Source organism: Bdellovibrio sp. HCB185ZH, assembly GCF_047302455.1.
GTDB lineage: Bacteria > Bdellovibrionota > Bdellovibrionia > Bdellovibrionales > Bdellovibrionaceae > Bdellovibrio.
The window spans coordinates 2,363,309-2,388,922 of sequence record NZ_CP178624.1 but is presented as its reverse complement, the minus strand read 5'-3'; the positions used below and the strand labels follow the sequence as shown (position 1 = coordinate 2,388,922).

Below are 25,614 nucleotides of genomic sequence, written 5' to 3'. Positions count from 1 at the left end.
AGTATTATTAGGAGGGTGTTTTGCCCACTTCTTTTTTTGCGCATCCAAAGTCTGATTTTAAATCAGCGCAATATACAGCAATCATCAGTGACCTGCATCTAACTGAAGCAGAACCGGTGAACTTGCGTTTTCCTTTATGGAAAAAATTTAAGACTCGTCAGTTTTTCTATGATGATGTTTTTGAAACGTTTCTTAGACATATCGAAGAACGTGCGCAGGGGAATCCTGTTGAGCTGATTTTAAATGGTGATATTTTCGACTTTGATAGCGTTATGAATTTGCCTGAAGAGCCTGTTTTCCGCATTAGTTGGCTGGAAAAGCATCGAGGTCTTTATCCCCGCGCGGAACGCTCTCGTCATAAAATAGAAGTTATTTTGCGCGATCACATGCCATTCGTTAGATCTTTGAAAGAATTTATCCTTCGCGGTAATCGTGCGGTGTTTGTTATCGGGAATCACGATCTGGAGCTTCACTTTTTGGAAGTCCAAGACGAGATCATGAGACATTTAAATTTGCCCGATGATAAGCGCGAGGAAGTCCGCTTTGTCGAGTGGTTCTATATCAGCAATCAGGATACGTTAATTGAACACGGCAATCAGTACGATCCTTATTGTATGTGTGAAGATCCGGTGAATCCATTTGTTCGTGGTTACAACTATGTGGCGTTGAAACTTCCTTTTGGAAATTTGGCTTGTCGTTATATTTCAAACGGAATGGGATTTTTCAATCCCCATGTCGACACGAACTATATTATGACTCTTAAAGAGTACATTCTGTTCTTTTTTAAATATATTTGGAGAGCACAACCGGGTTTGGTTTTCACTTGGTTCTGGGGCTCGCTAGCGACCCTGGTTCACTCATTTTTTGACCGACTTTCAGCGCCGATACGAAACCCTTTGAAAATTGAAGATCGTATCGAGGTCATTGCTGAAAAATCGAATGCGGAAGCCCGCATGGTGCGCGAAATGAAAGAGCTTTTTGTAGCACCGGCAGCCAGTGAACCGATGCTTTTGGCGCGTGAGCTTTGGCTTGATCGGGCCTTTATTGTGTTCATTGCGTTCTTTTTGATCTTCGAGTTGATGGTTTTTGTACGCTCAGTTTATGAAATTTCGTTTTTCTGGGCGTTTATTCCTCTGTTTTTGTTGTTGCCGTTCTTTTTGTTCTACAGCAAATCGATCACGTCCTTGGTTTCTAGCTATAAGGAACCAGATGATCGAGTGTTGGCAATGGCCAGCGCCATCACTAAGGTGAAACGAATTGTTTACGGGCATACGCACCATACAAGACACGAAATCATTGGTTCCGTGGAACACCTCAATAGCGGATGCTGGTCACCAGCATTTCTGGATGTTGAGTGTACAAAACCGATTGATCAAAAAACCTTTGTTTGGATCTCTCCAGGAGAACATAATTCTCGACAGGCGGAGCTTTGTAAGTTTGTGGATGGCACCTCTGAAGTGATGACCGGAAATCGCGGCGCTTAACCGCCCAGCATTATTGCGCCGCAAAAAAGATTTCCCATTGTCAATTATAGGTCCCTTATGCAAACCTTTTACTGTTCAATTTTTAACTAAGGATGGAGAGTCATCATGGCAGAAGTACTTGTTGTAACTAGCAAAGTGAAAAAACTTATCAAAGAAAAAGGTGGCATGAACACTTCCGCTGAAACTATCGACGTTCTCAGCAAAGCTATCGAGCAACTTTGCCTTAAAGGTGTAGAGTCTGCGAAAGCTGACGGCCGTAAAACTGTTATGGCTCGTGATATCGTTATCGACCACCTTTAATTTCCAATTAAAGACGATACGAAAAAAACCCACAGCGAAAACTGTGGGTTTTTTATTTTTTAAATCATCTTCAGCAGATCTTCCCAGGAAATGATTTTAACACCCAGGGTTTGTGCTTTATCGACTTTGGAGCCCGGGTCGTCGCCAACCACAAGATAACTTAGCTTTGATGAAACAGAGCTTAGAATCTTGCCGCCATTTTTTTCGATCACGTCTTTGGCATCATCACGTTTAACCGGCAAGGTTCCTGTGATTAGAAAGCTCATTCCAGAAAGTGCGCCTTCGGTTGCGCGCACGGGATTTGTGATCTCCACGCCAAGCTTAATCATTTCATGAACTTCTTTGACGAGTTTTTTGTTGGAAGTCCATTCGCGGATGGAGGTTGCAACCTTAGGTCCGATCTCTGGCACCTGCAGCAACTCTTCTTCGGAAGCATTCAGGAAATTTTCGATATTAACAAAGTGATCAGCAAGCAGCTTTGCAGTCTGCTCTCCAACAAAACGAATTCCTAAACCGAAAATGAATCTCGCAAGAGTGGGTTTTTTGCTGTTTTCGATACTCGTAATAATGTTTTCGGCAGACTTTTCTCCCTGGCGTTCCAGCGAAAGAATATCTTCTTTAGTCAGGCGATAAAAATCCGAAAATGACATTAGCATTTTATTATCCACCAACGTTTCAATCAGACGATCACCGATTTTATCTAAATTCATCGCGCGACGGCCGACAAAATGTTTGAGCGATTCTTTCACCATCGCGATACATAACGGATTCGTACAGCGAGTGACCACTTCACCTTCGGCTTTGTGTACTGGGGATCCGCATGCAGGACACTTTTCAGGCATCAAGAAAGGCTTGCTGTTTTTCGGGCGCTTTTCTAAAACAACGGCCACCACCTCGGGAATGACATCGCCGGCACGTTGAATGATGACAGTGTCACCGATGCGAACATCTTTGCGATCGATCTCATCTTGATTATGAAGAGTCGAATTCGTGACGGTGACACCACCCACCTTCACAGGCTTCATAATGGCGACAGGTGTAAGAGCACCGGTGCGGCCTACTTGCACATGAATATTCTCGACAACGGTGGTTGCTTGCTCCGGTTTAAATTTCGCAGCAGTGGCCCAGCGTGGGCTTCTTGCAACTAAACCCAAGTCATCTTGCAAGCGCAAAGAGTTTACTTTGATCACGATGCCATCGATATCAAAGGGAAGCGATGAGCGAACTTTTTCAATGTGATGATAGTACTCAACAACCTCTTCGGGGCCGTTGCATAAACGAACCAGATCAGGATTTGATTTGATAGCTGTGGGGATTCCGTGCTCGGCAAAGTACTTTTGAATACCCTGTTGAGTTTCAAACTCTTTTCCCTCAACCATTCCCAACGCATATCCAAAGAATTTTAGCGGGCGAGCGGCGGCAATTTTTGAATCCAGTTGGCGCATGGATCCAGCTGCAGCGTTTCGCGGATTTGCAAAAGTTGGTTGACCACTTTCTTGCTGAGTTTCGTTGAGCTCAGCGAAATCCTTTTTAAAGATCAGAACCTCGCCACGCACCTCGAAAATCTCAGGAGCATTCTTGAGTTTTAAAGGAATGCTTTTGATAGTTTTGATGTTTTCAGTAACGTCTTCGCCAATTGTGCCATCTCCACGAGTCAGCGCGCGCACCAGTTGACCATTTTCATAAATGATCTCCATCGAAAGTCCGTCAAACTTAAGTTCGCAGAAATATTCAACGTCTTTGTCGGAACTCAAAAACTTTTTAATGCGCTCATCGAATTCAAAAATGTCTTCAGGAGAATAGCTATTGGCAAGAGACAGCATCGGCAGGCGATGAGTTGCCTTGGTGAAACTTTCCAAAACCTTTCCACCAACCCGCTGACTTGGAGAATCTGTAAGGTCTAAGCCCTTTTCAGATTTTTCAATTTTCAAAAGTTCATCAAAAAGCTGATCGTACTCATAGTCAGTAATCGATGGGCGATCCATGACGTAATAGTTATAGTCGTGTTCAGCAATGATCTTTTTAAGCTCTTCGTGGCGTTTCTTTGACATAGGCAGGACATTATCACGAGCTCTTAAAGTGAATCACGCAATTGCGTACGTCCCTGCAGCGCTCCAAGGTCTAGAGCCTGATTCGCTTGATGACTGACACGTGAATTTTGAATATTCTCATCGCTGGAATTGCTCCCAAAGGAGATTGTCATGATCGACAAAAAAACGATCCAACACATTGCCAAGTTGGCGAGATTACAAATCACCGATACTGAGGCTGCTGAGTTCAGTGCGCAGATGGAAAAGATCCTCCAAAATTTTCAGAAAATCGAGAATATCGACACTAGCGGCATAGAGCCCATGGTGACACCAACTGAAATCGAAGCCTTTTGGCGCGAAGACCAGGTAGTTCAAAACTATAAACCTGAAGACATGGTAGCCAATGCCCCTGATCGCGCAGGGAATCTGTTTAAAGTCCCACCTGTGGTATAGGAGCTGACTGTGGATTTAACTTTTGCTTCGTTTAGCGAGATTTCTGACGCTGTAAAATCAAAAAAAATCAGTGCAAAAGAAGTGGCCGCGCATTTTCAAAAAAGAATCGAAGCTCTTGATTCTCAATTGAACTCTTTTTCTAGCCAAAATCCCGAAGCACTTAAGGACGCCGAAAATACAGATTCAAGAATAGCTAAAGGCGAAGATGTGGGTCTGCTTGCGGGCGTGCCTTTTGGCATTAAAGAAATGCTTTGTACAAAGAATCTAAAAACGACAGCAGGTTCGAAAATTCTTAGTAACTTCGTCCCTCCCTATGATTCGACAGTTGTTGCGCGCTTGAAAAAACAAGGTGTCACAATCCTGGGAAAACTGAATCAAGACGAGTTCGCGATGGGTTCCTCCAATGAAACGTCGTTTTATGGCGCTGTAAAAAATCCTTGGGATGTAAATCGTGTCCCTGGTGGTTCCTCCGGTGGTTCAGCCGCGGCCCAAGCAGCGCGCTTGGTTGCGGGAACAATAGGAACTGATACCGGTGGCTCGATTCGTCAGCCAGCAAGCTTCTGCGGAATAGTTGGTGTGAAACCCACTTACGGGCGTGTCAGTCGTTATGGAATTATTGCCTTTGCTTCTTCGCTGGATCAAGCGGGTCCCATGGTTAGCTCAGTCAAAGATGCAGCACTTACATTGGAAGTGATCTCGGGTCATGATCCTATGGATTCCACTTCTTCTCAAAAGACCGTTCCGTCATGGTCTAAGAATCTTTCGAGTGACGTAAAAGGTTTAAAGATCGGTGTCATCAAAGAGTACATGAAGGGCGGCTTGGACGCTGACACTGAAAAAACCTATAGTGAATCTTTAAATACTTTAAAGAACATGGGAGCAGAGATCGTTGAGGTTTCTGTTTCCATGACTGAATTTGCAGTTCCTATATATTACTTGGTCGCGACCAGCGAGGCGTCGTCAAATTTAGCTCGCTATGATGGAATTCGTTACGGATACCGGGCCGAGTTTCCAAGCTTAGCGGGCGTGGAGCTGGAAGACTTTTACGCTAAAACTCGCGGTGAAGGCTTTGGGAAAGAAGTGAAGCGCAGAATTATGCTCGGCACCTATTGTCTTTCCAGTGGCTACTATGATGCTTACTACACAAAGGCAGGACAGGTTCGCCGACTGCTAACCGAACAATACCTGGCGGCTTTCAAAAACTGCGATGTGATTCTAAGCCCTGTCACAACTTCTCCAGCATTTAAGATCGGTGAACTGGTTTCTGATCCTCTTGCTATGTACATGAATGACATTTTCACGACGTCGACAAACCTTGCGGGCTTGCCGGGCATGAGTGTTCCTTTTGGTGCATCGGCATCAGGTTTGCCAATCGGAATTCAAGTAACAGCAAATCACTTTGATGAGCAACGTATGCTGAATGTGGCGGCTGCCTTGGAATCAGCTGCTCCGGTGAAAGGAAAAAAACCCCATGTCATATAGAGGTTATGAACCTGTCATCGGGATTGAAATTCACGTGCAGCTACAAACGCACAGTAAAATGTTTTGCGCGGATGCGACAAACTTTGATGCCGCAGATAATGAAAACGTATCCCCGGTCAGCGCAGGCATGCCTGGAACTCTTCCTGTGGTGAATAAGCGCGCCATCGAATTCGGCATCAAAACCGGATTAGCTCTGGGTTGTAGTATTAGAAGAAAATCTGTGTTTGCGAGAAAAAATTATTTCTATCCGGATATGCCGAAAGGTTATCAGATCTCTCAATACGAACAGCCAATTTGTGAGAACGGAAAAGTCACATTCAAGGTGAATGGTGTGGATAAGACTGTGAATATCTCGCGAGCACATTTGGAAGAAGACGCCGGAAAATCAAATCACAGTGGAGCACATACCCTGATCAACCTAAATCGCGCAGGCATTCCGCTTTTGGAAGTTGTAACGGGACCGGATTTGCGCTCTCCAGCTGAAGCGGCAGAGTATGGTCGCACCATTCGACAGATCGTGCGCTATCTTGATGTCTGCGATGGAAACCTTGAAGAAGGCTCTTTACGTTGTGATTGCAATGTTTCCGTGCGCAAAATCGGAGCAGAACAATTCGGAACAAAAGTTGAAATTAAAAATGTGAACTCGTTCCGTTTTGTTGAAAAGGCGATAGAGTACGAAATTGAACGACAGATTGATGAGCTTGAGCGTGGTGGAAAAATAGTTCAGGAAACGCGCCTTTGGGATCCAGATAAAAATCGCACCTTCTCGATGCGCTCAAAAGAAGATGCTCAAGACTATCGTTATTTCCCGGATCCTGATTTATTGCCATTGATCGTAAGTGATCAATGGATTGAACAATTGCGCCGGGAACTTCCAGAGCTTCCCATTGCAAGAGCTAAAAGATTTCAAGACGAACACGGTTTGCCAGAATCCGATGCACAGGTTTTAACAATAGAAAAATCAGTTGCCGATTACTACGAATCCACGGCGCAGGTTTCAAAGAACCATAAGGCGTCAGCAAACTGGATTATGTCAGAATTGATGCGCGAATTAAATACGGCAAATATGGAAATCGACAGATCTCCAATCAAGCCATCACAACTGGGCAAAATGATTGCGATGATCGATGCCGGTACCATCTCAGGAAAAATGGCAAAAACCGTTTTCCAGGAAATGTGGGAATCCGGAAAAGAGCCAGATGTTATAGTTAAAGAAAAAGGACTTGTGCAAATCACGGACACTTCAGCGATTGAAAAAATCATCGACGAAGTTTTAGCGAACAACGCCCAGGCCGTCGAAGATCATAAATCCGGCAAAAAGAAAAATCTCTTTGGATTCTTTGTCGGTGCAGTTATGAAAGCATCCAAAGGCCAGGCTAGCCCGGATTTGGTAAATAAGATCCTGCAGGAGAAACTTAAGTAATATGAAAGTTGCAGCACTTGATTTAGGAACCAATACTTTTTTATGTCTTATCGCTGAAGGTGATAAAAACGGAATTACCAAGGTACATAAAGATCTGGTGGAAGTCGTGCGTTTGGGACAAGACGTAGATAAAACTGGAGAACTGCATCCCGATGCTTTGGTCCGCGCCAAAAAATGTCTAACCGAATTTAAAAAAGAAATTGATAAACATAATGTTGATAAAATTCTAGCGATGGCAACTTCGGCGGCACGTGATGCCAGAAATGGTCAGGATCTTTTTAACATCGGTAAAGAACTGGGAATTCCAATCGAAGTTATTCCTGGCGAGGACGAAGCCCGTATCAGTTACCAAGGTGCCACAGGAGGAGTGATCGATCCGACCAAAACCAATCTTGTGATTGACGTTGGTGGAGGTTCAACTGAATTCATCGTAGGACACGGGGAAAAGATTTTATTCGGCCAAAGCCTCAACATGGGTGGAGTGCGATTAACTGAAAGATTTGTTACACAACAACCCGTTCCCCAACATGAGCAAGCGAAACTTACTGTATATATAGAGGAGCAGCTTCAAAAGATCCTGCCTGAGCTTCGCAAAAACAAACTCGATCAGATTCTTGCCGTTGCTGGCACCCCGACTTCAATCGTGGCGATTGAGGTGGGCGGGTTTGATGAAAAGAAGGTGGATAATTATTTCGTTTCCAAAGAAAGACTGGAACATTGGGTAAATGTCTTTGCCCAAACTTCAGTCGAGGAAAAGCGAAGCAAGTACCAACTGGGTGGTCGTGCCGATATTATTTTTGCTGGAGCTTCCATCTTATTGAATACAGTCAAAGCTTTGGGCATGGCTGGTATGGTCGTTTCTACTAAAGGGGTTAGATATGGCGTCGCTCTTGAGATGCTTCGTTCTGGGGATCGTACTTAGTTTCGCTCTGACTGTTAGAGCCGCGGAAAAGTTTCCGACCAAATCAATTAAAGTTGGCAACAAAACGTTCACTGTTGAGGTGGCAACCACTTCCAAGCAACAAGAGCAGGGTCTGATGTTTCGCACACACCTGGGAGAAGATGAAGGCATGCTCTTTATTTTTCCAAATGAGGAAACCAGATTCTTTTGGATGAAAGACACGATGATTGATCTTTCCATTGGCTATTTTAATAAGGATGGAAAACTAATCGACGTCCAGGAAATGAAGTCTGGCAAAGGTCTAGCAGATACAGCTCTGCCATCTTATGCCAGCGCACAGCCCGCGAAATACGCTCTGGAGATGAATAAAGGCTGGTTTGACAAAAACAAAATTAAGCTTGGAACAAAATTGAAAATCAATCCATAGTCTAGGCTAAGCATAAATAATTGCCAGCCTTCTATACTTGGCTTTAGATTGATATTAACGGTTTACTGAAACAGTATGTTTCGTAGCATCACTCAAGGACGAAAAATGATGAAAAAACTCGTTGTACTACTAGCGTGTTTCGGTTTGGTTGCAAATCTTAGTGCCTGCAGCCTTTTTAGTAAGGATTCTAAATCTGGTGAGGAAGTCACTTCTGACTTTGATTCAGCTGATTTGGAAAAACTTGAAGGCGAAGAAGCTCTTCAAGCAGAAGGTGGCGCAGCTCCAGCAGCATCCGACCAACTTCCAGAAGATGCACTTGGCGAAACTCACACAGACACTGCAGCAGCTGCTCCGACTGATGTACCAGCGGAAGCTCCAGCAGAACCAACGGTAGCAGATCTTCCAGCAGATCCATTTGCTCCACAACCAGATGCAGCTGCACCAACAGATACAGCATCTTCGTCTGTACCAGAGCCGACAACTCCAGATATGCCAGCTCCAATGTCGGATACTTCAAGCACGGCTTCTACCACATACGTAGATCAAAGCTCAGAGCCTGCAGCTCCGAAAGTTTCTAAACCACTTCAAAAAGTTGCAACAGCGCCTTGGCAAGTTGGTAAAGTTTGGTACAACACGGTTTATTTCGCTCGTCCAGGTGACTCTTTAAAGAGCATCAGCACGATGATCTACGGCAACAGCAAAAAAGTTGGCGAACTTAAAAAAGGAAATCCAACGATTGCTTCTCGTGGTGTGAAACCAGGCGATAAAGTTTATTACAACTCTCCTCACCGCTCTGATGATTCTGGTCGTTTGATCACTTATTACGAAGATAACGGCATCCAACCAGAAGTTTACACGGCTCAAGAAGGTGATGATCTTAAGAAAATCTCCAAAGAACTTTTGGGTTATAAAGATGCATGGAAAGAAGTTTGGGCAAGCAACTCTGTTGAGTCTAAAACAAGTTTGCCTGCAGGAACTCAATTGCAATACTGGAAAGGTGGCCAAGTTGCTGCCGCAGCTCCAGCTGAACAGCATCAAGAGGTAGCGGGAACTACTCAAGCTCCTCCTCCTCCAATGCCGGAAGCACCAGCAATGCCAGAGGCTCCGCCGATGCCAGAAGCTCCTCCACAACAAGCAGCTGCTGATATTCCGCCTCCACCAGATATGCAACCTCCAGCTGATCAGATGGCGCCTCCACCTCCGCCGCCACCTGAAATGGCGCAAAACATGGCGCCACCTCCACCACCTCCTCCAATGCCGGTTATGAATCAACCGCACCAGGAAGCGGCTTCAGGTGGTATGGATAATGATACAACTATGGCTTTGGGTGTAGTTGGATTGGCAGCAGCAGGTCTTGCAATCTTGATCGTGATGAGAAAGAAACGCAGACAACGTGAACTTGAACAACAATCAATGGACAACACTCACGTAGGAACATAATAGAGATTGGAAATTGGAGATTCGAAATTGAATCTCCAAAAGTAAAAAGCCCACTTTGCAGTGGGCTTTTTTTATTCTTATCCAACAACGAGCTACTTTGTGATAATTTATCCGACCTTTTTAAAGATCGAATCAATCACTGAGCGAGATTCACTACGACCGTTCTCAACGAAATAAATCAAATCATCAACGATTTGAACGTCTCTGTTGTTCACGGGCATGAATTTTACTCCGCACCCATTCGAATTTGCCCAAATGATATGAGCGGCAACCTTGCGCTCTCGTCCTGCAACGACAAATATAAGGTGCAACTTTTCATTGGCGCGCACTTGGCCACCTGTAAACTCTAAGAAGGCTCCCGAGATGCTGATATTCTTAAGCGTGCCTTTAGTTTCTTCACGCGCATAATTACGCTTGAAAGAAACCTCTAGGTTTAGAGGGGTTCTTGGTGCCGGAACCTTTGCAGTGTCCTCCACATTAACTCCTTGGAATTGCTTAAAGTAGCTAGTTAACTTTTCGGAATTGCGGGCGAAAAATTAAGAGTCTTGCGCTAAAAATACTTATTATTATGGTTACAGAAAGGGAACGGAAACGCCTCATAATGAGAATAAGTATTTGAAATGACGAAGCTTTAATCGAACTCAGCAACTTTCTGTTGGAGCCGGTTTCCGGGTCGCTAAAAAGTGAGTCGTATCCAAATTGGACTCCAAAGACTTCCTTTTTCCCATTGACAAGATATCACCACTTCTAGGACAGTGGGGAAAAGCACACGATACCAGGTCCAGTCGGACCATCTCTAAGATAGTATTTCCCTTTTCTTTCTTTATTTAAATCCCACAAGGAGAATTTGTTTGTCCGAACCAAAAGATTCATCAGGCGTTGAAGTCGTTAAAAAACGTACTCGCACCACGAAGTCTGCCGAAGCAGCTCCAGTAGAGTCTGCACCCGAAGTTACTGCCGCACCTGTCGCAGCAGAACCTCCTCCTCAAGCACCCGCTGCACCAGCTCCAGCTGAAGCCTCCGCAGCCGGTTCTTCAGAACCAGCTCCACAGCAACAACAACAAAGACAAGATCGTCCACAACAACACCAACGTCGTGATTTCCGCCCTAACAATAGAGACAACCGCGATAATCGCGGCGACCGCAACGACCGTGGTGATAGAAATGACAGAAACGATCGTGGCGACAGAAATGACCGTGGCCCACGCCATAACAATGGCCCACGTCGCGACTTCCACCGCGGAAGAAATGAAGACCACCAACCAGGTGGCGATGATCAAAACGCAACTCAACAACAACCCGATGTAGATTTGGCTGATATCCAACTGACTGACGAAGAGAAATCTTGGTTGTCATCCAAGGATTTGAAATCCAAAAACATCACTCAGCTGACAGAGCTTGCAACAAAACTCAAAATTGAAAACGCTGCCGGTCTTCGCCGTCAGGATATGATTTTCGAAATCTTGAAACGTGCAGCGAAATTGGGTCAGGATATTTACGGTTCTGGTGTTCTTGAAATTTTGCCAGACGGCTACGGTTTCTTGCGTTCGCCAGACTATAATTACCTTCCAGGTCCGGATGATATCTACGTTTCTCCTTCTCAAATCCGTCGTTTCGGCTTGAGAACGGGTGATACAGTTACAGGAACAGTTCGTCCACCGAAAGAGGGCGAGCGTTACTTCGCACTTTTGAAAGTTGATTCTCTAAACTTCGAGACGACTGAAAAAGGTAAAGACAAAATCCTATTCGACAACTTGACGCCGCTTTACCCAAATCAGCGTTTGAAACTTGAACACAACCCTGGCGATTACACGACTCGCGTTGTGGACTTGATGGCGCCACTTGGTAAAGGTCAACGCGCTTTGATCGTTGCTCCTCCAAGAACAGGTAAAACAGTTCTTATGCAACAAATCGCTAATGCGATTACTGCAAATCACCCTGAAGTGAAGTTGATCGTTCTGTTGATCGATGAACGTCCGGAAGAGGTGACTGACATGCAACGTACTGTAAAAGGTGAAGTTGTATCGTCGACGTTTGATGAGCCACCAACTCGTCACGTACAAGTTGCAGAGATGGTTATCGAAAAAGCAAAACGTTTGGTTGAGCACAAGCATGACGTAGTTATCTTGCTTGATTCCATCACTCGTTTGGCCCGCGCATACAATACGGTTGTTCCTCCTTCAGGAAAAATCTTGTCAGGTGGTGTGGATTCCAACGCCCTTCACAAACCAAAACGTTTCTTCGGTGCTGCTCGTAACATCGAAGAAGGTGGATCTTTGACAATCATCGCAACAGCGTTGATCGACACAGGTTCTCGTATGGATGAAGTTATTTTCGAGGAATTTAAAGGTACTGGTAATGCCGAGATCCACTTGGATCGTAAGCTTATGGAAAAACGTATCTTCCCTTGTATGGACATCAATAAATCAGGTACTCGTAAAGAGGACTTGTTGATCGATAAAGGTGATTTGAACCGCTTGTGGATCTTGAGAAAAGTCCTTGCGCCAATGAACGTTATTGATGCGATGGAATTCTTGTTGGATAAAGTGGGTAACACTAAGTCTAATACGGACTTCTTGAAAGCAATGTCAGGACCGGGCTAACGCTCTGGAGATTGGAAATTTGAAATTGGAAGTTGGGGAGTCGGAAGACTCCCCTTTTCTTTTTGGAAGCTAAAGTTAGCGGCAGTGAATGGGGTGACCTTGGTCGTCGAACATTAGGTTGTCGCGGCAGTTTCTGTTTCGGCAGTTTACTTCGTGCATTTTTCCTTGGCGGGGCATGAAGAAGCGGCCGTTGTTGCATTGTCTGGGTTGTAAGTTTAGATAGCCGTTGTTGCGGCAGTAACCATCATCCACCCGTGCGCCGCTTGGGTTGTAGCAGTACGAATTCACCTGATAGTAATTTGATAAATTTGTACAGTAGCTGTAGTCGACAACTTGTGAGTTGTTGTAGCACTGACCGTTTGAGATGGTGTAGGCCGTCGTTGCTGTCCCACCTCCATCACCGCTGTCGCCGCAGCCTGAGAGTGATAAGCCCAGGAAAAAAGCGGCTAGAGCGATTTTCAAGATTTTCATGATTGTTCTCCTCCGATAAAGATCAGAAGAGTTATGCCATTGATCGATGAAAAATATCTGATCGTCAGAGGGGCGAAGTTCAATTTTCAAAAATCTAAATTGTGGAATGCAGTTTTTACTTCGCTGATAAAACAAAGGGAGCTTGTGAGCTCCCTTAAAAGTTTTTCTATTTTTGGCTGTAGCCGTGCAGAGTGCTGAGCTTCTTTTTCAAGTGATCTGTTTCGCAACCACCGTACAATGTACCGTTGATGATGGCTTCAAATGGATAGATAAAATCTGACATGCCGTCACTGCCTGCCGTCGTGGTATCGATGACCATCGTATTGTGAACTCCCACCACGGAGATTTGGATTTTGCCACCTTTATCAAAGATAACCTCTGCGACTCCGGTTTGATCTTCTTGGCCGGGACTGCTGTGGACCACTTTATTGGTATCAGAGTCATACGTCAGATTAATGAAGGGCTCCGTAAAAAAGCAGTAGATCTTTTCGGCTTTCGCCGCTTGCGTAGCCAATAAAATTGCGAAAACAGGCAACAAACGTTTCATAAATTCCTCTTTGATGGGGGGAATATCTGTGAGCTGGCAGAAAATCACAAGTTTCAATCGGGCAACGGTTGTTGTTCAAATCGGGTCTGGTTTTATCGCCGAAACAGAGCCCAGAAGGATTTGACCGGATGACCTGGGGTATTTACTTAAGATATTGATATTATGAGGTATTTTATAAACTATTTGTGGTAAATTAGAGTCTTTCGGGTGCTAAAAAAAGCAGCGATTAATGCTCGACAGCGGGTAACCCCTGTGTTACATCCTTACAGCTTAAGACCCACAGGTTAAATTATTTAAAAGGAATCAGGTCATGAAACAAAACCTTCATCCAAAAGTTAATACTGTTGTTTTCAAGGATATCTCTTGCGACTACAGCTTCTTGGGAACTTCTACTCTTCACTCTAACGAAATGGTTAAGTGGGAAGACGGTAAAGAGTACCCTCTTGTTAAAGTTGAGATCTCTTCAGCATCTCACCCATTCTTCACTGGTAAACAGCGTGTAATGGATACTGAAGGTCGTATCGATCGTTTCAAAAAACGTTACGGCAAAAAGTAAATTGCAGACCTCCGTCAGGAGGACTCTCTTATGTGAAATGCGGTTCCTTATTCGAACCGCATTTTCATTTCTGAATACCAACTCGATCTTGCAGCAGACCTAGGAGCAATCCCCATGTTCTCGAAATTGGAAGAAGTTGAATCCCGATACGAAGAAGTGAATATGTCACTTCAGCGTCCCGACATTGCTTCAAACCAAACTCAATACCGCGCTCTTATGAAAGAGCTAGGGAACCTGGAAAAGATTGTTGTTCCTTTCCGCGATTACAAGAAAAAGTCTGAGAACTTAAAGGCCAGCAAAGAACTTTTGACGGCTGAACAAGATCCAGAAATGCGCGAGTTGATCCGTGAAGAAGTAAAAGAACTCGAAGCAGCCCTTCCGGCACTTGAAGAACAACTAAAAATCGCTCTGATCCCGAAAGATCCAAACGACGACAAGAATATTATCTTGGAGATTCGTGCCGGTGCGGGTGGTGACGAAGCTTCTTTGTTCGCCGAAGAAATGTTCCGGGGTTACACTCACTATGCTTCCTCTCAAGGCTGGAAAGTTGAAGTCATTTCTTTCTCCGAAGGTAACGTCGGGGGAGCGAAAGAGATCATTGCTTCCGTTTCTGGTGATTCCGTATTTAGCAAATTGAAATTCGAATCTGGCGTTCACCGCGTTCAGCGTGTTCCGGCTACTGAGGCTGCGGGTCGTATTCATACGTCCACCGTAACAGTTGCTGTGATCCCTGAGGTTGAAATCAAAGAGGTGAACATCCCAATGTCTGACGTGCGCATCGAAACAATGCGTTCTCAAGGTTCCGGCGGTCAGTCCGTCAACAGAACTGAGTCAGCAGTGCGCGTTGTGCATTTGCCAACGGGCCTTGATGTAAAGTGCCAAGAAGGTAAGTCACAATCTGCCAACCGTGAGCGTGCTTTCCAGATCCTTTACGCTAAACTTCAGCAAATCGAAGATGATAAAGCTCGTAAAGAAGCTTCTGATGTTCGTTTGGACCAAATCGGCACTGGCGATCGTTCAGAACGCATCCGTACTTACAACTTCCCTCAGACACGTATCACGGATCACCGTATCGGTCTTACGATCCATCAGCTGGATCAAGTCATGAGCGGATCTTTTGGGTTGCTGATTGACCCACTCGTTGCTAACTTCCAAGCAGAGGCTCTTAAAAAACAAACCTCTGCTTAGGTTGAATGAAACTCAAAGAAGTACTCGATAAGACCACCGCCTTTTTCAAAGACAAAAAACTAGAGACGCCTCGCCTCGATGCGGAGCTATTGTTCGCTCACAGCTTAAAGCTTGAGCGCATTCAGCTCTACTTAAAGTTCGATCAGCCTCTTTCCGAGGCCGAGCTGTCAGGTTTGCGAGAGTTGGTTCGCCGTCGTGGTCAGGGGGAGCCAGTCGCCTATATCCTGGGTTACCGTGATTTCTATAAATCTCGTTTTGAAGTTTCCCCGGCAACTTTGATCCCTCGTCCAGAAACTGAACAAATCGTTGAAGAGGTGTTGGCCTGGGCAAAAGATAAAGACCAAGCATACACCCTTTTGGATTTGGGAACGGGCACAGGTTGTTTGGGACTTAGCATTCTTAAAGAGCTTCCAAATGCCAAGTTGGTATCCGTTGATGTGTCAGCCGATGCAATTGCGGTTGCTAAACGCAATGCTGAGTCCTTAGGATTGGCTGATCGGGTGGAGTTTGTTAATGCCGACGCATCCAATGTCGATCTTGTAATGGCATCTTGCAGGAACTTCATGGGACAGAACACGATAGACATATTAGTCTCTAATCCTCCCTACATTGCGAACAATGATCCCGCAGTTCAGGAGAACGTAAGAAAGTTTGAACCATCGACTGCACTTTTCGCAGAAGACAATGGATTAGCACTTTTGAAATCGTGGTCCAAGGCGTATGCTCCTTACTTGTCATCAGAGTCCGTGATGATGATGGAAATGGGCATGAGCCAAGGCTCTGTTATGCAGAGTTATTATTCTGATTTAAATATATTTAAAAACGTGCGCGTACTGAAAGATCTTTCAGGGCTTGATAGAGTTATCGCAGGAGTGAAGCATGGATAAAATGGTAGTGATGGGCAATGGCCCCCTTAAAGGTACAGTAGCAGCAAGCGGCGCAAAAAATGCGGCACTTCCTATTCTGTTTTCAACGTTGCTTGCTGAAGGCAATCACGTTTTTACCAATATGCCGAAACTTAAAGACATCGAATCCACTTCCGAATTGTTGAACAGCTTGGGTTGCGCAACAAAATGGGTGGGTGAAGAATTTCACGTCACTGTAAGCAAACCGGAATCTTTCGAAGCGTCTTACGACTTAGTTCGTAAAATGCGCGCAAGCTTTCTGTGCATGGGCCCGATGCTTGCGAAATACGGTGAAGCCGTTGTTTCTCAGCCAGGGGGTTGTGCGATTGGTTCTCGTCCTATTGATTTGCACTTGGACGGTTTTAAAGCTTTGGGCGCAACCATCACTCAAAAAGAAGGTTACGTTCACGCCGCTTCTCCAAAACTTCAAGGTTCAACATTCTTGTTTGAGACTGTGACAGTCGGTGGAACAGAGAACGTGATGATGGCGGCGACGCTTGCAAAAGGTGTCACTATTCTTGAAAACGCCGCTAAAGAACCAGAGATCGTAGATCTTGCAGAGTACCTAAATAAAATGGGTGCGAAAATCACAGGTCACGGCACTTCAGTGATTCGCATCGAAGGTGTTGAATCCTTGAAGCCAGCAAAACACGCGATCATGCCAGATCGTATCGAAGCTGGAACTTTGTTGATCGCCGGCGCGATCACAAAAGGCCAAGTCACAGTCACGAAGTGTGTACCTGCTCACTTGGAAGCCTTGATTCTAAAAATGCGCGAATCCGGTTTCAAAATCGAAACAACAAAAGACTCGATGACAGTATTCCCTGCGGATAAATGGGAAGCCGTAGACGTTACTACGGCACCTCACCCATTGTTCCCGACAGATCTTCAAGCCCAATTCATGGCCTTGATGACCGTAGCAAACGGAACAAGCGTGATCACAGAAACAGTTTTCGAAAACCGCTTCATGCACGTGACTGAATTGTGCCGCCTAGGATCCGACATCACTCCTAAAACAAGAGTAGCCGTCATCCGCGGAAACCCAGGCCAACTAACCGGCGCCCCAGTAATGGCAACCGACCTTCGCGCCTCTGCATCTCTTGTACTTGCTGGCCTAGTAGCTTCCGGCGAAACAGTAGTAAGCCGCATCTACCACTTAGACCGCGGCTACGAAAAACTAGAAGACAAGCTATCTTCATTGGGCGCAAAAATCCGCCGCCAAGAATAGTTTTTCATACAAATTAAAGAAACAAAAAGGCAGGACCAAAAATCCTGCCTTTTTATTTTCTGCTTTAAGATCGTTCTTATCTTCTTGTGCGATCTTTGAATTCTTCGCTGGTTTGAGCCCCGCTTCCAATTTTTTAATAAACTAAATTCGTATGAAAAGCATAAGCGAGATCTTGCCCAGTGAGGCTGTCATATTCAGTCTGCTTAGGGTTGATCACCGGAGTGTAACAGGAAATCTCTTGAACAACTTCGCCTGGCGAGTTGTTGCCGTACCAGAATCGAACGCCAGTGAATTTTGGTAGCTGACGAAAATCAGCCTTCTTCTCGATGACCGAGTAACTGACTTTTACTTTTTCTTGAATATTACCTTTTAGACGAATCGTTATCGAACAAAACGGCTCTTTCTTAATCGAACGCAAAGCCACCATGTGACCTTCTTGGAAATAGAATGTCCCCGCTGTTCCGGTATCAATCAAATTCTGCAAAACCACGCCACTATGATCACAAAAATGAAATCGCAAATAACTTCCACGATTCTCAAAAATAAGCGGTCTGTTGTGACGATTAGTGATTTCAAATTCCAAATAAGAATCGCGAAGTTTAAATTTCATTCCAATGTACTCAGATGACACAGACCGCGACCCAATCTGTTTCGCATGCTTATGCTTCGATTCCCGAAGCCATTTAATCATTCGCATCCGGTAAGAACTTTTAATTTCAGAAGCAACGACCGCATTGGAAGGTATCGATGTAGGAGCCGCAGCAACAGAAGCGACCCGCCGAGCAGGCAAAGACTCTACAACCAAAGAAACAGGCCGACGAATAACAGGAGCAGATTCATCCTCTCCAGAATGAACCCCAACAAAAAAACAAACCCCAGCCACTCCCAAAAGACCCCAGCTAATTCTATCCACCAACAATATGATACAACCAAGAACCAACAACCCAACTAAACATAAAAAACATTATCAAAAAGAGATGGAATTCCCCGAAACAACATGGACCTTCAAGCACCGATTCGGATCTAATCATTAAAAAAAAGTCCGACCATCCTATAAATCCCCTCTTCTGACCGTTTTGTTAGAACACGTCTCAACAAACCCAGCAAAATTCATCGAAAGCGAAGCGGGATGTACCTCCGAAGAGAGGCCTCCGTTGGCGCCACGATGGCGCGAACCCGCCAAAGGCGGGCAACGGCTGAGCCCGGATGGCGCGCCGACCGCAGCGAGGTGCAGCCCGATTCGATTTCGATGAATCTTCGACCGGAGTTCAATGTTGAGAAAAAGGGAAAAAAAAAGGGCCAGCAAGGAGGGGATTTATGCTGACCCTGTTAGGACTAAAAAAAATGATCTCAGCCCACGGAGGGGATTGGGGCTGAGACCTTTACGATTACTGAGTAACCTCAGAGATACCGAACACTACGAAGACAATCGTCTTATTCCCAGAAGCCATTCCAGGGAGGGGATCCACAGAATAACTTCCATATGCGGGAGCAAGCTGATGCTCTTGTTCGATACCGCTAATCATAACTTTGAAACCGATGAAAGGTGTAAGATCGAAGTCGGATTGAAGAAGGATTGTGTTTTGTGCATCAAGAACTAAAACGAAAGTTCCATCAGCCAAAACCGCAACTTCACCTACACGTGTCTGATAGTTGTAGTTTGAGGATTCTGTTCCAGTGATTTCATCGCCGTTGACTGCATTGTTTGGTAATACACCAGCACGAGCCACTGCGGAAATCGCAAGGACTAGCAAGATGTATACTGCAATCAGAGCATTTTTAATCACGAGAGGTTCCCCCAAATAACTAAAAGACACTAATCCCTAGAGCAAGGTCTGTGCCAGATTGAGACATCTGCCATCTCGAACGTGCTTGATTTGGCGGCAACTACGTCGGCATCCCGCACTCAAATCGGAACTACAGGTAATTCCAATATGGGTTTGCAGTTCAACTTTGGAACCAGTTTCCCGACTAAAGCACAGAGTGAGACGTTGGATTCAGGGGAGCTTGGTTGTTTGACAAAAAACCCAGTATTATTAAGCATCTATGTCTCGCATTCAAATCACCTGGGTAGTTCGAACACGCAGTGGGCAAGTTAAAGGCCCTTACTCTACTGAAGCCATTCTTCGCATGATTGGTGAGGGTGTTTTTTCGGGCCAAGAGATGATTTCAAAATTGCCTGATGGTCAGTGGACGCAAATTTCTAAAGAACCGGCGTTCTATGATAAGTTGCTCGAAGCACTTGAAGGTGTCGTCGACGTCGATCCAAAAAAAGTTCAAAAGATGGAAGCAGAAACGGTGATTATGAAACCACCGTCTGGCCAAACAAACTCTTCGTCCACGATCCCTGGGGGGCCGACGAAAGAAAGCTTGGCGAATATCAAAGTCGATCCCAATGCCGGTCGAAAGATAGATATTTACGATGCTCCTTCGCAGGTGGCGCCCGTCACTATTCCAGGAACTGTTTCATCTAACAAAACAAAAACGGATGCGAAAGCAACGGTCATTGATCTTTCCAATTTAAAAAACATGGAAAAAGATCAGCTCGTAAAAACTTTGAAACTTCCTTTGCTGGGGCTTGCAGCTGTCATTATCGTTGGAATTTGGTTGTTGATGGATGATGGACCTGCACGGGGAGATAAAATTCATCTCTTGGCGCCAGCTAAGCAGGCTTCTCCGATGTCGGAAGCGGATGTTAAGAAAAAACTTAACGAAGCATTGATTGCGATGGAGTACGACACTTTTGAATCGTACTTGGATGCGCAAAATAAACTTGTTTCAATCGTTGAAGGCTCGGCTTCGAATCTAGAAGTGCGCGGCTTGCTGTGTGTGGTTTACAGAGAGCTTTGGCCATTTGCAAAACAAGATGCGCAGGATTTTAAAACTATTTCGGCGGTCACTCAGTCCACTCGCGCGATTAATGTGGTGAGCCCGTTTGGTCGCGTCTGTGAAGCGGTGAAACTTTTAACTCTGGGTAAATACCGTGAGGCGCGCAGTAATATCGAGGCGACTCTGGAAAGTCCCGAGCAGTTTTCTCTGGTTCCAATTCTTTATACATATAAGGCTGAGCTTTTAGAGCTGGAAAAAGACTATAACAACGCCGTCCCCTATTTTGAAAAAGCAAGTCAGATGTGGGACAAATGGCTTCACCCACAAGTGATGTTGGGTAAGCTTTATATGTCGGTGGAAAAGTACAATGAGGCTTCTCAAGTTTTAAGAACAGTGCTGGCAAGAAATCCCAAGCACCGCGAAGCTAAAATTTTGATGGGCATTACGGAATATCGCGGATTTAAAAAATCAGATTCAGCATTTAGTTTCCTAAGTGCTGCTTTGGAATCAAAAAGTCAGGTTTCGCCTATCATCGAATCTACTGGTTTACAGGTGTTGGCAGAAATTTACGTTGAAAGAAATGAAAAGAAAAAAGCCTTAGGCATGGCGCAAAAGGCGTTCGCGCTGAACCCGAACAATGGTGGACTTCGTCAGTTGGTGCTGCGTTTAGGTGGTTCAGATAAAATTTCTGGCGGAAAAAATCAGACCAGCGACATTCTGTTTTTGGGTGACCAATACGTGCGACAAGGTGACTATCTTGCAGCACAAGCCGAATTTAAAGCCGCCTTCGAGTCGGATCCTAAGAACGGAACAGCAGCCCTTAAGGCCGCGAAAGCTCTATGGCAGCTGAATCAAAGTTTTGAAGCAATTGAGTGGCTTAACAAGGCGATTAAAGCAGAACCAAAACTGGTCTCTGCGTACGTGACTCAAGCAGACTATCTATCTCAGCGATTTGATTTTGCGAAGGCGACCACGGTTTTGACGAACGCAATTCGAATCGCTCCAAATAACTATGAAGTGTTGCGTGGTTTGGCATTGCTCGAGTTCCGTAAAAACAATATGCCTGGAGCGGTTAACTATGGCATGCGCTCGCTGAAAGCATATGACGGCGACATTGATACTTATATATTGTTATCTAAGGCGAATGGCTCCTTGGCACTGTCGATTATGCCTTTAAATAAAAAGGAAATTGAACGAAAAGAAAATGCCGGGAAAGACGCCGTTCGCTTTGCGACCAAAGCTGTCGAGATTGATGGAACAAATCCCGAGGCGCAAATCACCTACGCTAAAATGTTGGCCGCCACCAATGGTGTTGATTCGGGGATTACGTATCTTAATGAGTTGATTAAGCGTTTCTCGTACACGTTGGATTACCGGATTGCTCTCGCGGAGGTTATGAAATCCGAGGACCGCTGGAACCAAGCCAAAGACATTTATGAAAGAGTTGTCGAAGCAGATCAACGCAATAAAAAAGGTTGGTTGGGTCTTGGCGAAAGCTATAAGGCATTGGGACTTAATGATAAATCTTTGAAAGCCTTCTTACAGGCTGCGATTCTTGATCCCTCTGATGGTGAAGCTTTATTCCAAGCCGGTAAGTTGTATTTAGAAACGGCTCGTTATGACGATGCGATTAAACAGTTTAAACGAGTTCAAGCCTCCAACCCGAACTACCCTCGTACTTGGTATAATATTGGTAAAGCGGCATTTTCTTCGGGTGATCTTAATGGTGCGGTCGAAGCTGCAAAGATGGAAAAGAAACTAAATCCAAATATCGCAGACTCTTACATCCTGGCGGCGGAAGTCTATGCGGCTCGCAAGCAGTTTACAGAGTGTGCGGGTGAATACTCCCAAGCCATGAAACTTCGTCCCCAAGGGGCGGATATTTATGTCAGGGCGGCACAATGTTACCGTCAGTCCGCATCTTTGGAAGTGGCAGAAGACATGCTGGCGTTGGCGGCCGCTCGTGAGAGTGGGTATGCGGAAATTTATCGGGAACAAGGGGCGATCTATGAGATCAAGGGCGATATTCGCTCCGCAGCACAGGCCTACAATAAATACTTAGGCCTCTCCCCAAATGCCCCAGATCGTGTTGAAATAGAAAACAAGTTAAATAGACTCGGCAACTAAAGACCGAGTACGGGACGTTCACGGAGGATGCCATCATGGGAATCGGCGACAAACTAAGTAGTTTTTCAAATAATGTTCAAGAGGGCGTAAAATCCACGACGATGACGGTTCTGCATATTTCTTTGCGACTGATTACGGGCTTTTTTGTCGGTATGACTCTGGCTTTGATTGGTCAGGAATTGATCGGTTATGGAACATTCGCTCTGATTTTCGCGACGATTGTAGTTATGGCAATCATCATGAAACTTCTTTCCCAATGGAGTTTTGCGCAAATCTTAATTTTTGATTTGATTGTCGTCCTTGTCGGGATGCTTTTAAGAATGTATATACTAGTCGCACCTTAACCGAGGACTTCTGAACAATGATCGATATTAAACTTCTGGAAAAAAAAGCTGAAAATGGAGCTTCTTATTACGATGAGTATAAGCAGGCTTTGATCAATCGTGGTGGTACTCCGGAAATCCTGGATCAAATCATGGAGCTTAATAAAAAGCGCAAAGAGATGATCGCTCAGGCGGAAACTGCCAAGGCCAATCAAAATAAATTGAGTGGCGAGATTGGAAAACTAAAACGCGAAGGCAAAGATGCATCTTCGCTATTGGCAGAAGTGGAAACGATCAAAGGCTCCGTTAAAGATCTTGAGACGAAAGCTTCCGAAGCCGACCAACAGGTTTTGAATTTGGCTCTTGTGATGCCGAACAAACCGCATTCCTCTGTTCCGGTTGGTTCTTCTGAAAAAGAAAATCAAGTACTTAAAACTTGGGGTGAAGTTCCGAAGTTTTCTTTCAAAGCGAAAGAGCACTGGGAGCTTGGTGAAAAACTTAACATCATTGATTTCGAACGCGCTGGTAAAACTACGGGTACTCGCTTTGCTTTCCTTAAAGGGGCGGCGGCTCAGCTAGAGCGTTCTTTGATTCAGTTCATGATGGATATGCACTCTACTCGTCACGGTTATACTGAAATGATTCCGCCATTCATGGTGAATTCAAACAGTTTGACTGGAACTGGTAACTTTCCAAAATTCAAAGAAGACGTTTTCCACTTGGAAGGCTCTGATCTTTATTTGATTCCGACTGCGGAAGTTCCAGTGACGAATTACTACAATAACGAGATCCTGGATGAAACATATCTTCCGCAAAGCTTCTGCGCTTACTCCCCTTGCTTCCGTTCAGAGGCAGGTAGTGCCGGTCGCGATACGAAAGGTTTGATTCGTCAGCATCAGTTCGACAAGGTTGAGTTGATGACTTTCTGTCATCCAGATAAGTCTTATGAAATTCACGAGGCTTTGACGTCCCATGCAGAGCAAGTATTGATCGATTTGGAACTCCCATTCCGCCGTATGCTTTTGTGTACGGGTGATATGGGCTTTGGATCTGCAAAAACACACGATCTTGAAGTTTGGTTGCCAGGTCAAAATGCTTATCGTGAGATCAGCTCATGCTCTAACTTTGAAGATTTCCAGGCTCGCAGAGCGAATATTCGTTTCCGTAGCCTTGGTGGTAAACCTCAGTTCGTACATACTTTGAACGGCTCTGCCTTGGCGGTAGGACGTACTTTGGTGGCGATCCTTGAGAACTACCAACGTGAAGACGGCTCAATCGCTGTTCCTAAAGCACTTCAGAACTATATGGGCGGCAAAAAAGAGATCCGTTAGTGCGCTGGCAGAACGGCGGTGTTAAATATGCTCCGCGTCATTACAACATCCGCTTGATAACTCACGTCAAAACCCATAGAACGGTCGACGGAGAGTTGGTAGAGTGGTTGAATACACCAGTCTTGAAAACTGGCAGCCCTTCGCGGGGCTCGAGGGTTCGAATCCCTCACTCTCCGCCATCTGTTTGCTGGTCAGCCAAGCTGAATGCAGACGCAAAAAACGAAAAAGCGATCCTTAGTGATCGCTTTTTTTATTTCTGAGCCTATTTAATTTTTAAATTCTGCTGACTAGGGATTTTTGTTCATCGTGCAAAAGATCTTCGTGCTTTGCGGTCCAAAACCACCATACGTAATATAGTAAATCATTTTAGTTTCAGGATCTTGTCGCATGTAATAGACGACAGCAGGTGCACCCTCCGATGTGTACATTTCCACTCTCGAGGCATTGCTGCCTTCTTTAATACGTGCATTTTGTCTTGCGTAGTCTGTGGCTTCTTGGCGGGCCTTCGTCAAATCCCAATTTGCATAGGGGTTTTGCGGATAGAAGTAAGCGAAAATTGAAGAAAAATAATTGGTGCCGTCCGGTAGTTGGTCAATCATCAACTCTGCAAAATGTTCGTGATTAGGATTGAGATCACCTAAGTGATAACACCCACCACTATATACAGCAGCCTCTAAACTTACTGTGTGAGGAGTGTTGTTGAATCCTGACAAAATGGATTTCATAACTTTTGTGCATTTCAAACTGTCGCAAGCATCCTCTGGGAGCTCAGAAATTGCCGGAGCACCGTGTGCGTATAATGACAAAAATGCAGATAGAATGATGATGAGTTGTTTCATTTATGTCCCCTCGTACTAAAAGCATAGATTTTCTTTGGGGACCGTCAATCGGTTTGTTATGCTCGGTTGAATTTAAAAAGGAAACTCTATGTCTCACCTTATCGATATTATTTTGCATCTTGATCAGCATCTGGTTCAGTGGATGGCGTATTTCGGTCCGTGGATCTATGTGATTATGTTTTTGGTGATCTTTTGTGAAACAGGATTGGTTGTTACACCATTCTTGCCGGGCGATTCGCTTTTGTTCGCATTAGGTGCATTGACGACGGTTGAGGGCGGCTTGAATCTTTGGGTTTTGCTGGTGTCTTTAACGATTGCAGGGATTTTGGGTGATACGGTTAACTATCATCTGGGTAAAAAGTTTGGTCCAAAGGTCTTTGAAATCGATAGCCGCTTCTTTAAAAAGCAGTACTTAATCGATACTCAAAATTTCTATGATAAATGGGGAGCATTCACGATTGTGGCGGCTCGTTTTGCACCGATCGTTAGAACATTCGCGCCGTTTGTAGCGGGTATCGGTAGCATGAAGTACAGAAAGTTTATTTCGTACAATGTGATTGGTGCGATTGCTTGGGTGTTTATCTTTATTCTGGCAGGACATTTCTTTGGAAACTTGCCAGTCGTAAAAAGAAATTTCCATATTGTGATTTTTGGTGTGATCGGAGTTTCTTTGATTCCGATGGTTTGGCCTTGGATTTCGTCGCGCCTGAAAAAGGCTTAAGGATAA

General features: G+C 44.9%; 24 protein-coding genes and 1 tRNA gene. 18 read left to right on the top strand and 7 right to left on the bottom strand.

The window, feature by feature from the left end; genetic code table 11:
* Positions 1 to 20: 20 nt before the first annotated feature.
* Positions 21 to 1,484, top strand: a complete 1,464-nt coding sequence (locus tag ACLSU7_RS11695; protein ID WP_413292071.1) for a metallophosphoesterase — start codon at positions 21 to 23, stop codon at positions 1,482 to 1,484.
* A gap of 105 nt (positions 1,485 to 1,589) precedes the next feature.
* Positions 1,590 to 1,784: a histone-like protein gene (locus tag ACLSU7_RS11690; protein ID WP_142698475.1), complete on the top strand. Its 195-nt coding sequence runs from the start codon at positions 1,590 to 1,592 to the stop codon at positions 1,782 to 1,784.
* A 59-nt stretch (positions 1,785 to 1,843) separates the two neighbouring features.
* On the opposite strand, the gene ligA is transcribed toward ACLSU7_RS11690, so the two are convergent.
* Positions 1,844 to 3,835, bottom strand: coding sequence for an NAD-dependent DNA ligase LigA (gene ligA / locus ACLSU7_RS11685; RefSeq protein WP_413292070.1), 1,992 nt, complete (start codon positions 3,833 to 3,835; stop codon positions 1,844 to 1,846).
* Positions 3,836 to 3,985: 150 nt separating this feature from the next.
* On the opposite strand from ligA, the gene gatC reads away from it, so the two are divergent.
* The 6 genes from gatC (at position 3,986) to ACLSU7_RS11655 (ending at position 9,940) form a co-directional block, all read left to right on the top strand.
* Positions 3,986 to 4,267 carry an Asp-tRNA(Asn)/Glu-tRNA(Gln) amidotransferase subunit GatC gene (gene gatC, locus ACLSU7_RS11680; protein WP_413292069.1) on the top strand — a complete coding sequence of 94 codons (282 nt, stop codon included), beginning with the start codon at positions 3,986 to 3,988 and terminating at the stop codon, positions 4,265 to 4,267.
* Between the two features lie 9 nt (positions 4,268 to 4,276).
* Positions 4,277 to 5,749, top strand: a complete 1,473-nt coding sequence (gene gatA / locus ACLSU7_RS11675; protein WP_413292068.1) for an Asp-tRNA(Asn)/Glu-tRNA(Gln) amidotransferase subunit GatA — start codon at positions 4,277 to 4,279, stop codon at positions 5,747 to 5,749.
* Positions 5,739 to 7,172, top strand: a complete 1,434-nt coding sequence (gatB, locus tag ACLSU7_RS11670; RefSeq protein ID WP_413292067.1) for an Asp-tRNA(Asn)/Glu-tRNA(Gln) amidotransferase subunit GatB — start codon at positions 5,739 to 5,741, stop codon at positions 7,170 to 7,172. Before gatA ends, gatB begins: the two co-directional genes overlap by 11 nt.
* Before the next feature lies 1 nt (position 7,173).
* On the top strand, positions 7,174 to 8,094 hold the full coding sequence (locus tag ACLSU7_RS11665; RefSeq protein ID WP_413292066.1) for a Ppx/GppA family phosphatase: 921 nt from the start codon (positions 7,174 to 7,176) through the stop codon (positions 8,092 to 8,094).
* A complete protein-coding gene (locus ACLSU7_RS11660; RefSeq protein WP_413292065.1) occupies positions 8,051 to 8,500 on the top strand; it encodes a DUF192 domain-containing protein in 450 nt (149 codons plus the stop codon). Before ACLSU7_RS11665 ends, ACLSU7_RS11660 begins: the two co-directional genes overlap by 44 nt.
* A gap of 105 nt (positions 8,501 to 8,605) precedes the next feature.
* The gene (locus ACLSU7_RS11655; RefSeq protein WP_413292064.1) at positions 8,606 to 9,940 is read left to right on the top strand and encodes a hypothetical protein; all 1,335 of its coding nucleotides are present in this window, start codon (positions 8,606 to 8,608) and stop codon (positions 9,938 to 9,940) included.
* 107 nt (positions 9,941 to 10,047) lie between these two features.
* Here ACLSU7_RS11655 and ACLSU7_RS11650 read toward each other — a convergent pair whose 3' ends face one another.
* Positions 10,048 to 10,416, bottom strand: coding sequence for a PilZ domain-containing protein (locus ACLSU7_RS11650; RefSeq protein ID WP_142698483.1), 369 nt, complete (start codon positions 10,414 to 10,416; stop codon positions 10,048 to 10,050).
* A gap of 375 nt (positions 10,417 to 10,791) precedes the next feature.
* Between ACLSU7_RS11650 and rho the strand changes: the two genes are divergently transcribed.
* Positions 10,792 to 12,543 carry a transcription termination factor Rho gene (gene rho, locus ACLSU7_RS11645; protein WP_413292063.1) on the top strand — a complete coding sequence of 584 codons (1,752 nt, stop codon included), beginning with the start codon at positions 10,792 to 10,794 and terminating at the stop codon, positions 12,541 to 12,543.
* 75 nt (positions 12,544 to 12,618) lie between these two features.
* Here the strand turns inward: rho and ACLSU7_RS11640 are convergent, their stop codons facing one another.
* Together ACLSU7_RS11640 and ACLSU7_RS11635 are read right to left on the bottom strand one after the other, a co-directional pair.
* On the bottom strand, positions 12,619 to 13,104 hold the full coding sequence (locus tag ACLSU7_RS11640; RefSeq protein WP_413292061.1) for a hypothetical protein: 486 nt from the start codon (positions 13,102 to 13,104) through the stop codon (positions 12,619 to 12,621).
* Between the two features lie 76 nt (positions 13,105 to 13,180).
* A complete protein-coding gene (locus ACLSU7_RS11635) occupies positions 13,181 to 13,561 on the bottom strand; it encodes a hypothetical protein (RefSeq protein WP_413292060.1) in 381 nt (126 codons plus the stop codon).
* Between the two features lie 310 nt (positions 13,562 to 13,871).
* Here ACLSU7_RS11635 and ACLSU7_RS11630 point away from each other — a divergent pair, with 310 nt between their 5' ends.
* The 4 genes from ACLSU7_RS11630 to murA all read left to right on the top strand — a co-directional run bounded on the left by ACLSU7_RS11630 (position 13,872) and on the right by murA (position 17,438).
* Positions 13,872 to 14,117, top strand: a complete 246-nt coding sequence (locus tag ACLSU7_RS11630; protein ID WP_413292059.1) for a type B 50S ribosomal protein L31 — start codon at positions 13,872 to 13,874, stop codon at positions 14,115 to 14,117.
* A 114-nt stretch (positions 14,118 to 14,231) separates the two neighbouring features.
* Positions 14,232 to 15,305, top strand: a complete 1,074-nt coding sequence (gene prfA / locus ACLSU7_RS11625; protein WP_413292058.1) for a peptide chain release factor 1 — start codon at positions 14,232 to 14,234, stop codon at positions 15,303 to 15,305.
* 5 nt (positions 15,306 to 15,310) lie between these two features.
* Positions 15,311 to 16,192 (top strand): peptide chain release factor N(5)-glutamine methyltransferase, encoded by an 882-nt coding sequence (gene prmC / locus ACLSU7_RS11620; protein ID WP_413292057.1) that lies wholly within the window; start codon positions 15,311 to 15,313, stop codon positions 16,190 to 16,192.
* Positions 16,185 to 17,438, top strand: coding sequence for a UDP-N-acetylglucosamine 1-carboxyvinyltransferase (gene murA, locus ACLSU7_RS11615; protein WP_413292056.1), 1,254 nt, complete (start codon positions 16,185 to 16,187; stop codon positions 17,436 to 17,438). The genes prmC and murA overlap by 8 nt, the downstream gene beginning before the upstream one ends.
* Before the next feature lie 133 nt (positions 17,439 to 17,571).
* On the opposite strand, the gene ACLSU7_RS11610 is transcribed toward murA, so the two are convergent.
* Both ACLSU7_RS11610 and ACLSU7_RS11605 read right to left on the bottom strand, forming a co-directional pair.
* Positions 17,572 to 18,048, bottom strand: coding sequence for a hypothetical protein (locus tag ACLSU7_RS11610; RefSeq protein WP_413292055.1), 477 nt, complete (start codon positions 18,046 to 18,048; stop codon positions 17,572 to 17,574).
* Positions 18,049 to 18,826: 778 nt separating this feature from the next.
* The gene (locus ACLSU7_RS11605) at positions 18,827 to 19,225 is read right to left on the bottom strand and encodes a hypothetical protein (protein WP_142698491.1); all 399 of its coding nucleotides are present in this window, start codon (positions 19,223 to 19,225) and stop codon (positions 18,827 to 18,829) included.
* A gap of 259 nt (positions 19,226 to 19,484) precedes the next feature.
* Here ACLSU7_RS11605 and ACLSU7_RS11600 point away from each other — a divergent pair, with 259 nt between their 5' ends.
* From ACLSU7_RS11600 to ACLSU7_RS11585, 4 genes are all read left to right on the top strand, one after another.
* On the top strand, positions 19,485 to 22,394 hold the full coding sequence (locus ACLSU7_RS11600) for a tetratricopeptide repeat protein (protein ID WP_413292054.1): 2,910 nt from the start codon (positions 19,485 to 19,487) through the stop codon (positions 22,392 to 22,394).
* Between the two features lie 35 nt (positions 22,395 to 22,429).
* A complete protein-coding gene (locus ACLSU7_RS11595; RefSeq protein ID WP_413292053.1) occupies positions 22,430 to 22,738 on the top strand; it encodes a hypothetical protein in 309 nt (102 codons plus the stop codon).
* A gap of 17 nt (positions 22,739 to 22,755) precedes the next feature.
* Positions 22,756 to 24,048 (top strand): serine--tRNA ligase, encoded by a 1,293-nt coding sequence (gene serS, locus ACLSU7_RS11590; RefSeq protein WP_413292052.1) that lies wholly within the window; start codon positions 22,756 to 22,758, stop codon positions 24,046 to 24,048.
* An 89-nt stretch (positions 24,049 to 24,137) separates the two neighbouring features.
* Positions 24,138 to 24,227, top strand: a tRNA-Ser gene (locus tag ACLSU7_RS11585).
* Between the two features lie 108 nt (positions 24,228 to 24,335).
* Here the strand turns inward: ACLSU7_RS11585 and ACLSU7_RS11580 are convergent.
* Positions 24,336 to 24,887 (bottom strand): hypothetical protein, encoded by a 552-nt coding sequence (locus tag ACLSU7_RS11580; protein WP_413292051.1) that lies wholly within the window; start codon positions 24,885 to 24,887, stop codon positions 24,336 to 24,338.
* Positions 24,888 to 24,975: 88 nt separating this feature from the next.
* On the opposite strand from ACLSU7_RS11580, the gene ACLSU7_RS11575 reads away from it, so the two are divergent.
* Positions 24,976 to 25,608: a DedA family protein gene (locus tag ACLSU7_RS11575; RefSeq protein ID WP_413292050.1), complete on the top strand. Its 633-nt coding sequence runs from the start codon at positions 24,976 to 24,978 to the stop codon at positions 25,606 to 25,608.
* Positions 25,609 to 25,614: the final 6 nt, after the last annotated feature.

What these genes read in the sequence shown, in the direction of transcription:
- ACLSU7_RS11610 (WP_413292055.1), bottom strand. Translation starts at nt 18,048, where the DNA reads ATGAAATTTAAACTTCGCGATTCTTATTTGGAATTTGAAATCACTAAT.
- ACLSU7_RS11595 (WP_413292053.1), top strand. Translation starts at nt 22,430, where the DNA reads ATGGGAATCGGCGACAAACTAAGTAGTTTTTCAAATAATGTTCAAGAG.
- ACLSU7_RS11575 (WP_413292050.1), top strand. Translation starts at nt 24,976, where the DNA reads ATGTCTCACCTTATCGATATTATTTTGCATCTTGATCAGCATCTGGTT.
- murA (WP_413292056.1), top strand. Translation starts at nt 16,185, where the DNA reads ATGGATAAAATGGTAGTGATGGGCAATGGCCCCCTTAAAGGTACAGTA.
- prmC (WP_413292057.1), top strand. Translation starts at nt 15,311, where the DNA reads ATGAAACTCAAAGAAGTACTCGATAAGACCACCGCCTTTTTCAAAGAC.
- gatC (WP_413292069.1), top strand. Translation starts at nt 3,986, where the DNA reads ATGATCGACAAAAAAACGATCCAACACATTGCCAAGTTGGCGAGATTA.
- prfA (WP_413292058.1), top strand. Translation starts at nt 14,232, where the DNA reads ATGTTCTCGAAATTGGAAGAAGTTGAATCCCGATACGAAGAAGTGAAT.
- ACLSU7_RS11690 (WP_142698475.1), top strand. Translation starts at nt 1,590, where the DNA reads ATGGCAGAAGTACTTGTTGTAACTAGCAAAGTGAAAAAACTTATCAAA.
- ACLSU7_RS11580 (WP_413292051.1), bottom strand. Translation starts at nt 24,887, where the DNA reads ATGAAACAACTCATCATCATTCTATCTGCATTTTTGTCATTATACGCA.
- ACLSU7_RS11665 (WP_413292066.1), top strand. Translation starts at nt 7,174, where the DNA reads ATGAAAGTTGCAGCACTTGATTTAGGAACCAATACTTTTTTATGTCTT.
- serS (WP_413292052.1), top strand. Translation starts at nt 22,756, where the DNA reads ATGATCGATATTAAACTTCTGGAAAAAAAAGCTGAAAATGGAGCTTCT.
- ACLSU7_RS11600 (WP_413292054.1), top strand. Translation starts at nt 19,485, where the DNA reads ATGTCTCGCATTCAAATCACCTGGGTAGTTCGAACACGCAGTGGGCAA.
- ligA (WP_413292070.1), bottom strand. Translation starts at nt 3,835, where the DNA reads ATGTCAAAGAAACGCCACGAAGAGCTTAAAAAGATCATTGCTGAACAC.
- ACLSU7_RS11655 (WP_413292064.1), top strand. Translation starts at nt 8,606, where the DNA reads ATGATGAAAAAACTCGTTGTACTACTAGCGTGTTTCGGTTTGGTTGCA.
- ACLSU7_RS11630 (WP_413292059.1), top strand. Translation starts at nt 13,872, where the DNA reads ATGAAACAAAACCTTCATCCAAAAGTTAATACTGTTGTTTTCAAGGAT.
- gatB (WP_413292067.1), top strand. Translation starts at nt 5,739, where the DNA reads ATGTCATATAGAGGTTATGAACCTGTCATCGGGATTGAAATTCACGTG.
- ACLSU7_RS11635 (WP_413292060.1), bottom strand. Translation starts at nt 13,561, where the DNA reads ATGAAACGTTTGTTGCCTGTTTTCGCAATTTTATTGGCTACGCAAGCG.
- ACLSU7_RS11660 (WP_413292065.1), top strand. Translation starts at nt 8,051, where the DNA reads ATGGCGTCGCTCTTGAGATGCTTCGTTCTGGGGATCGTACTTAGTTTC.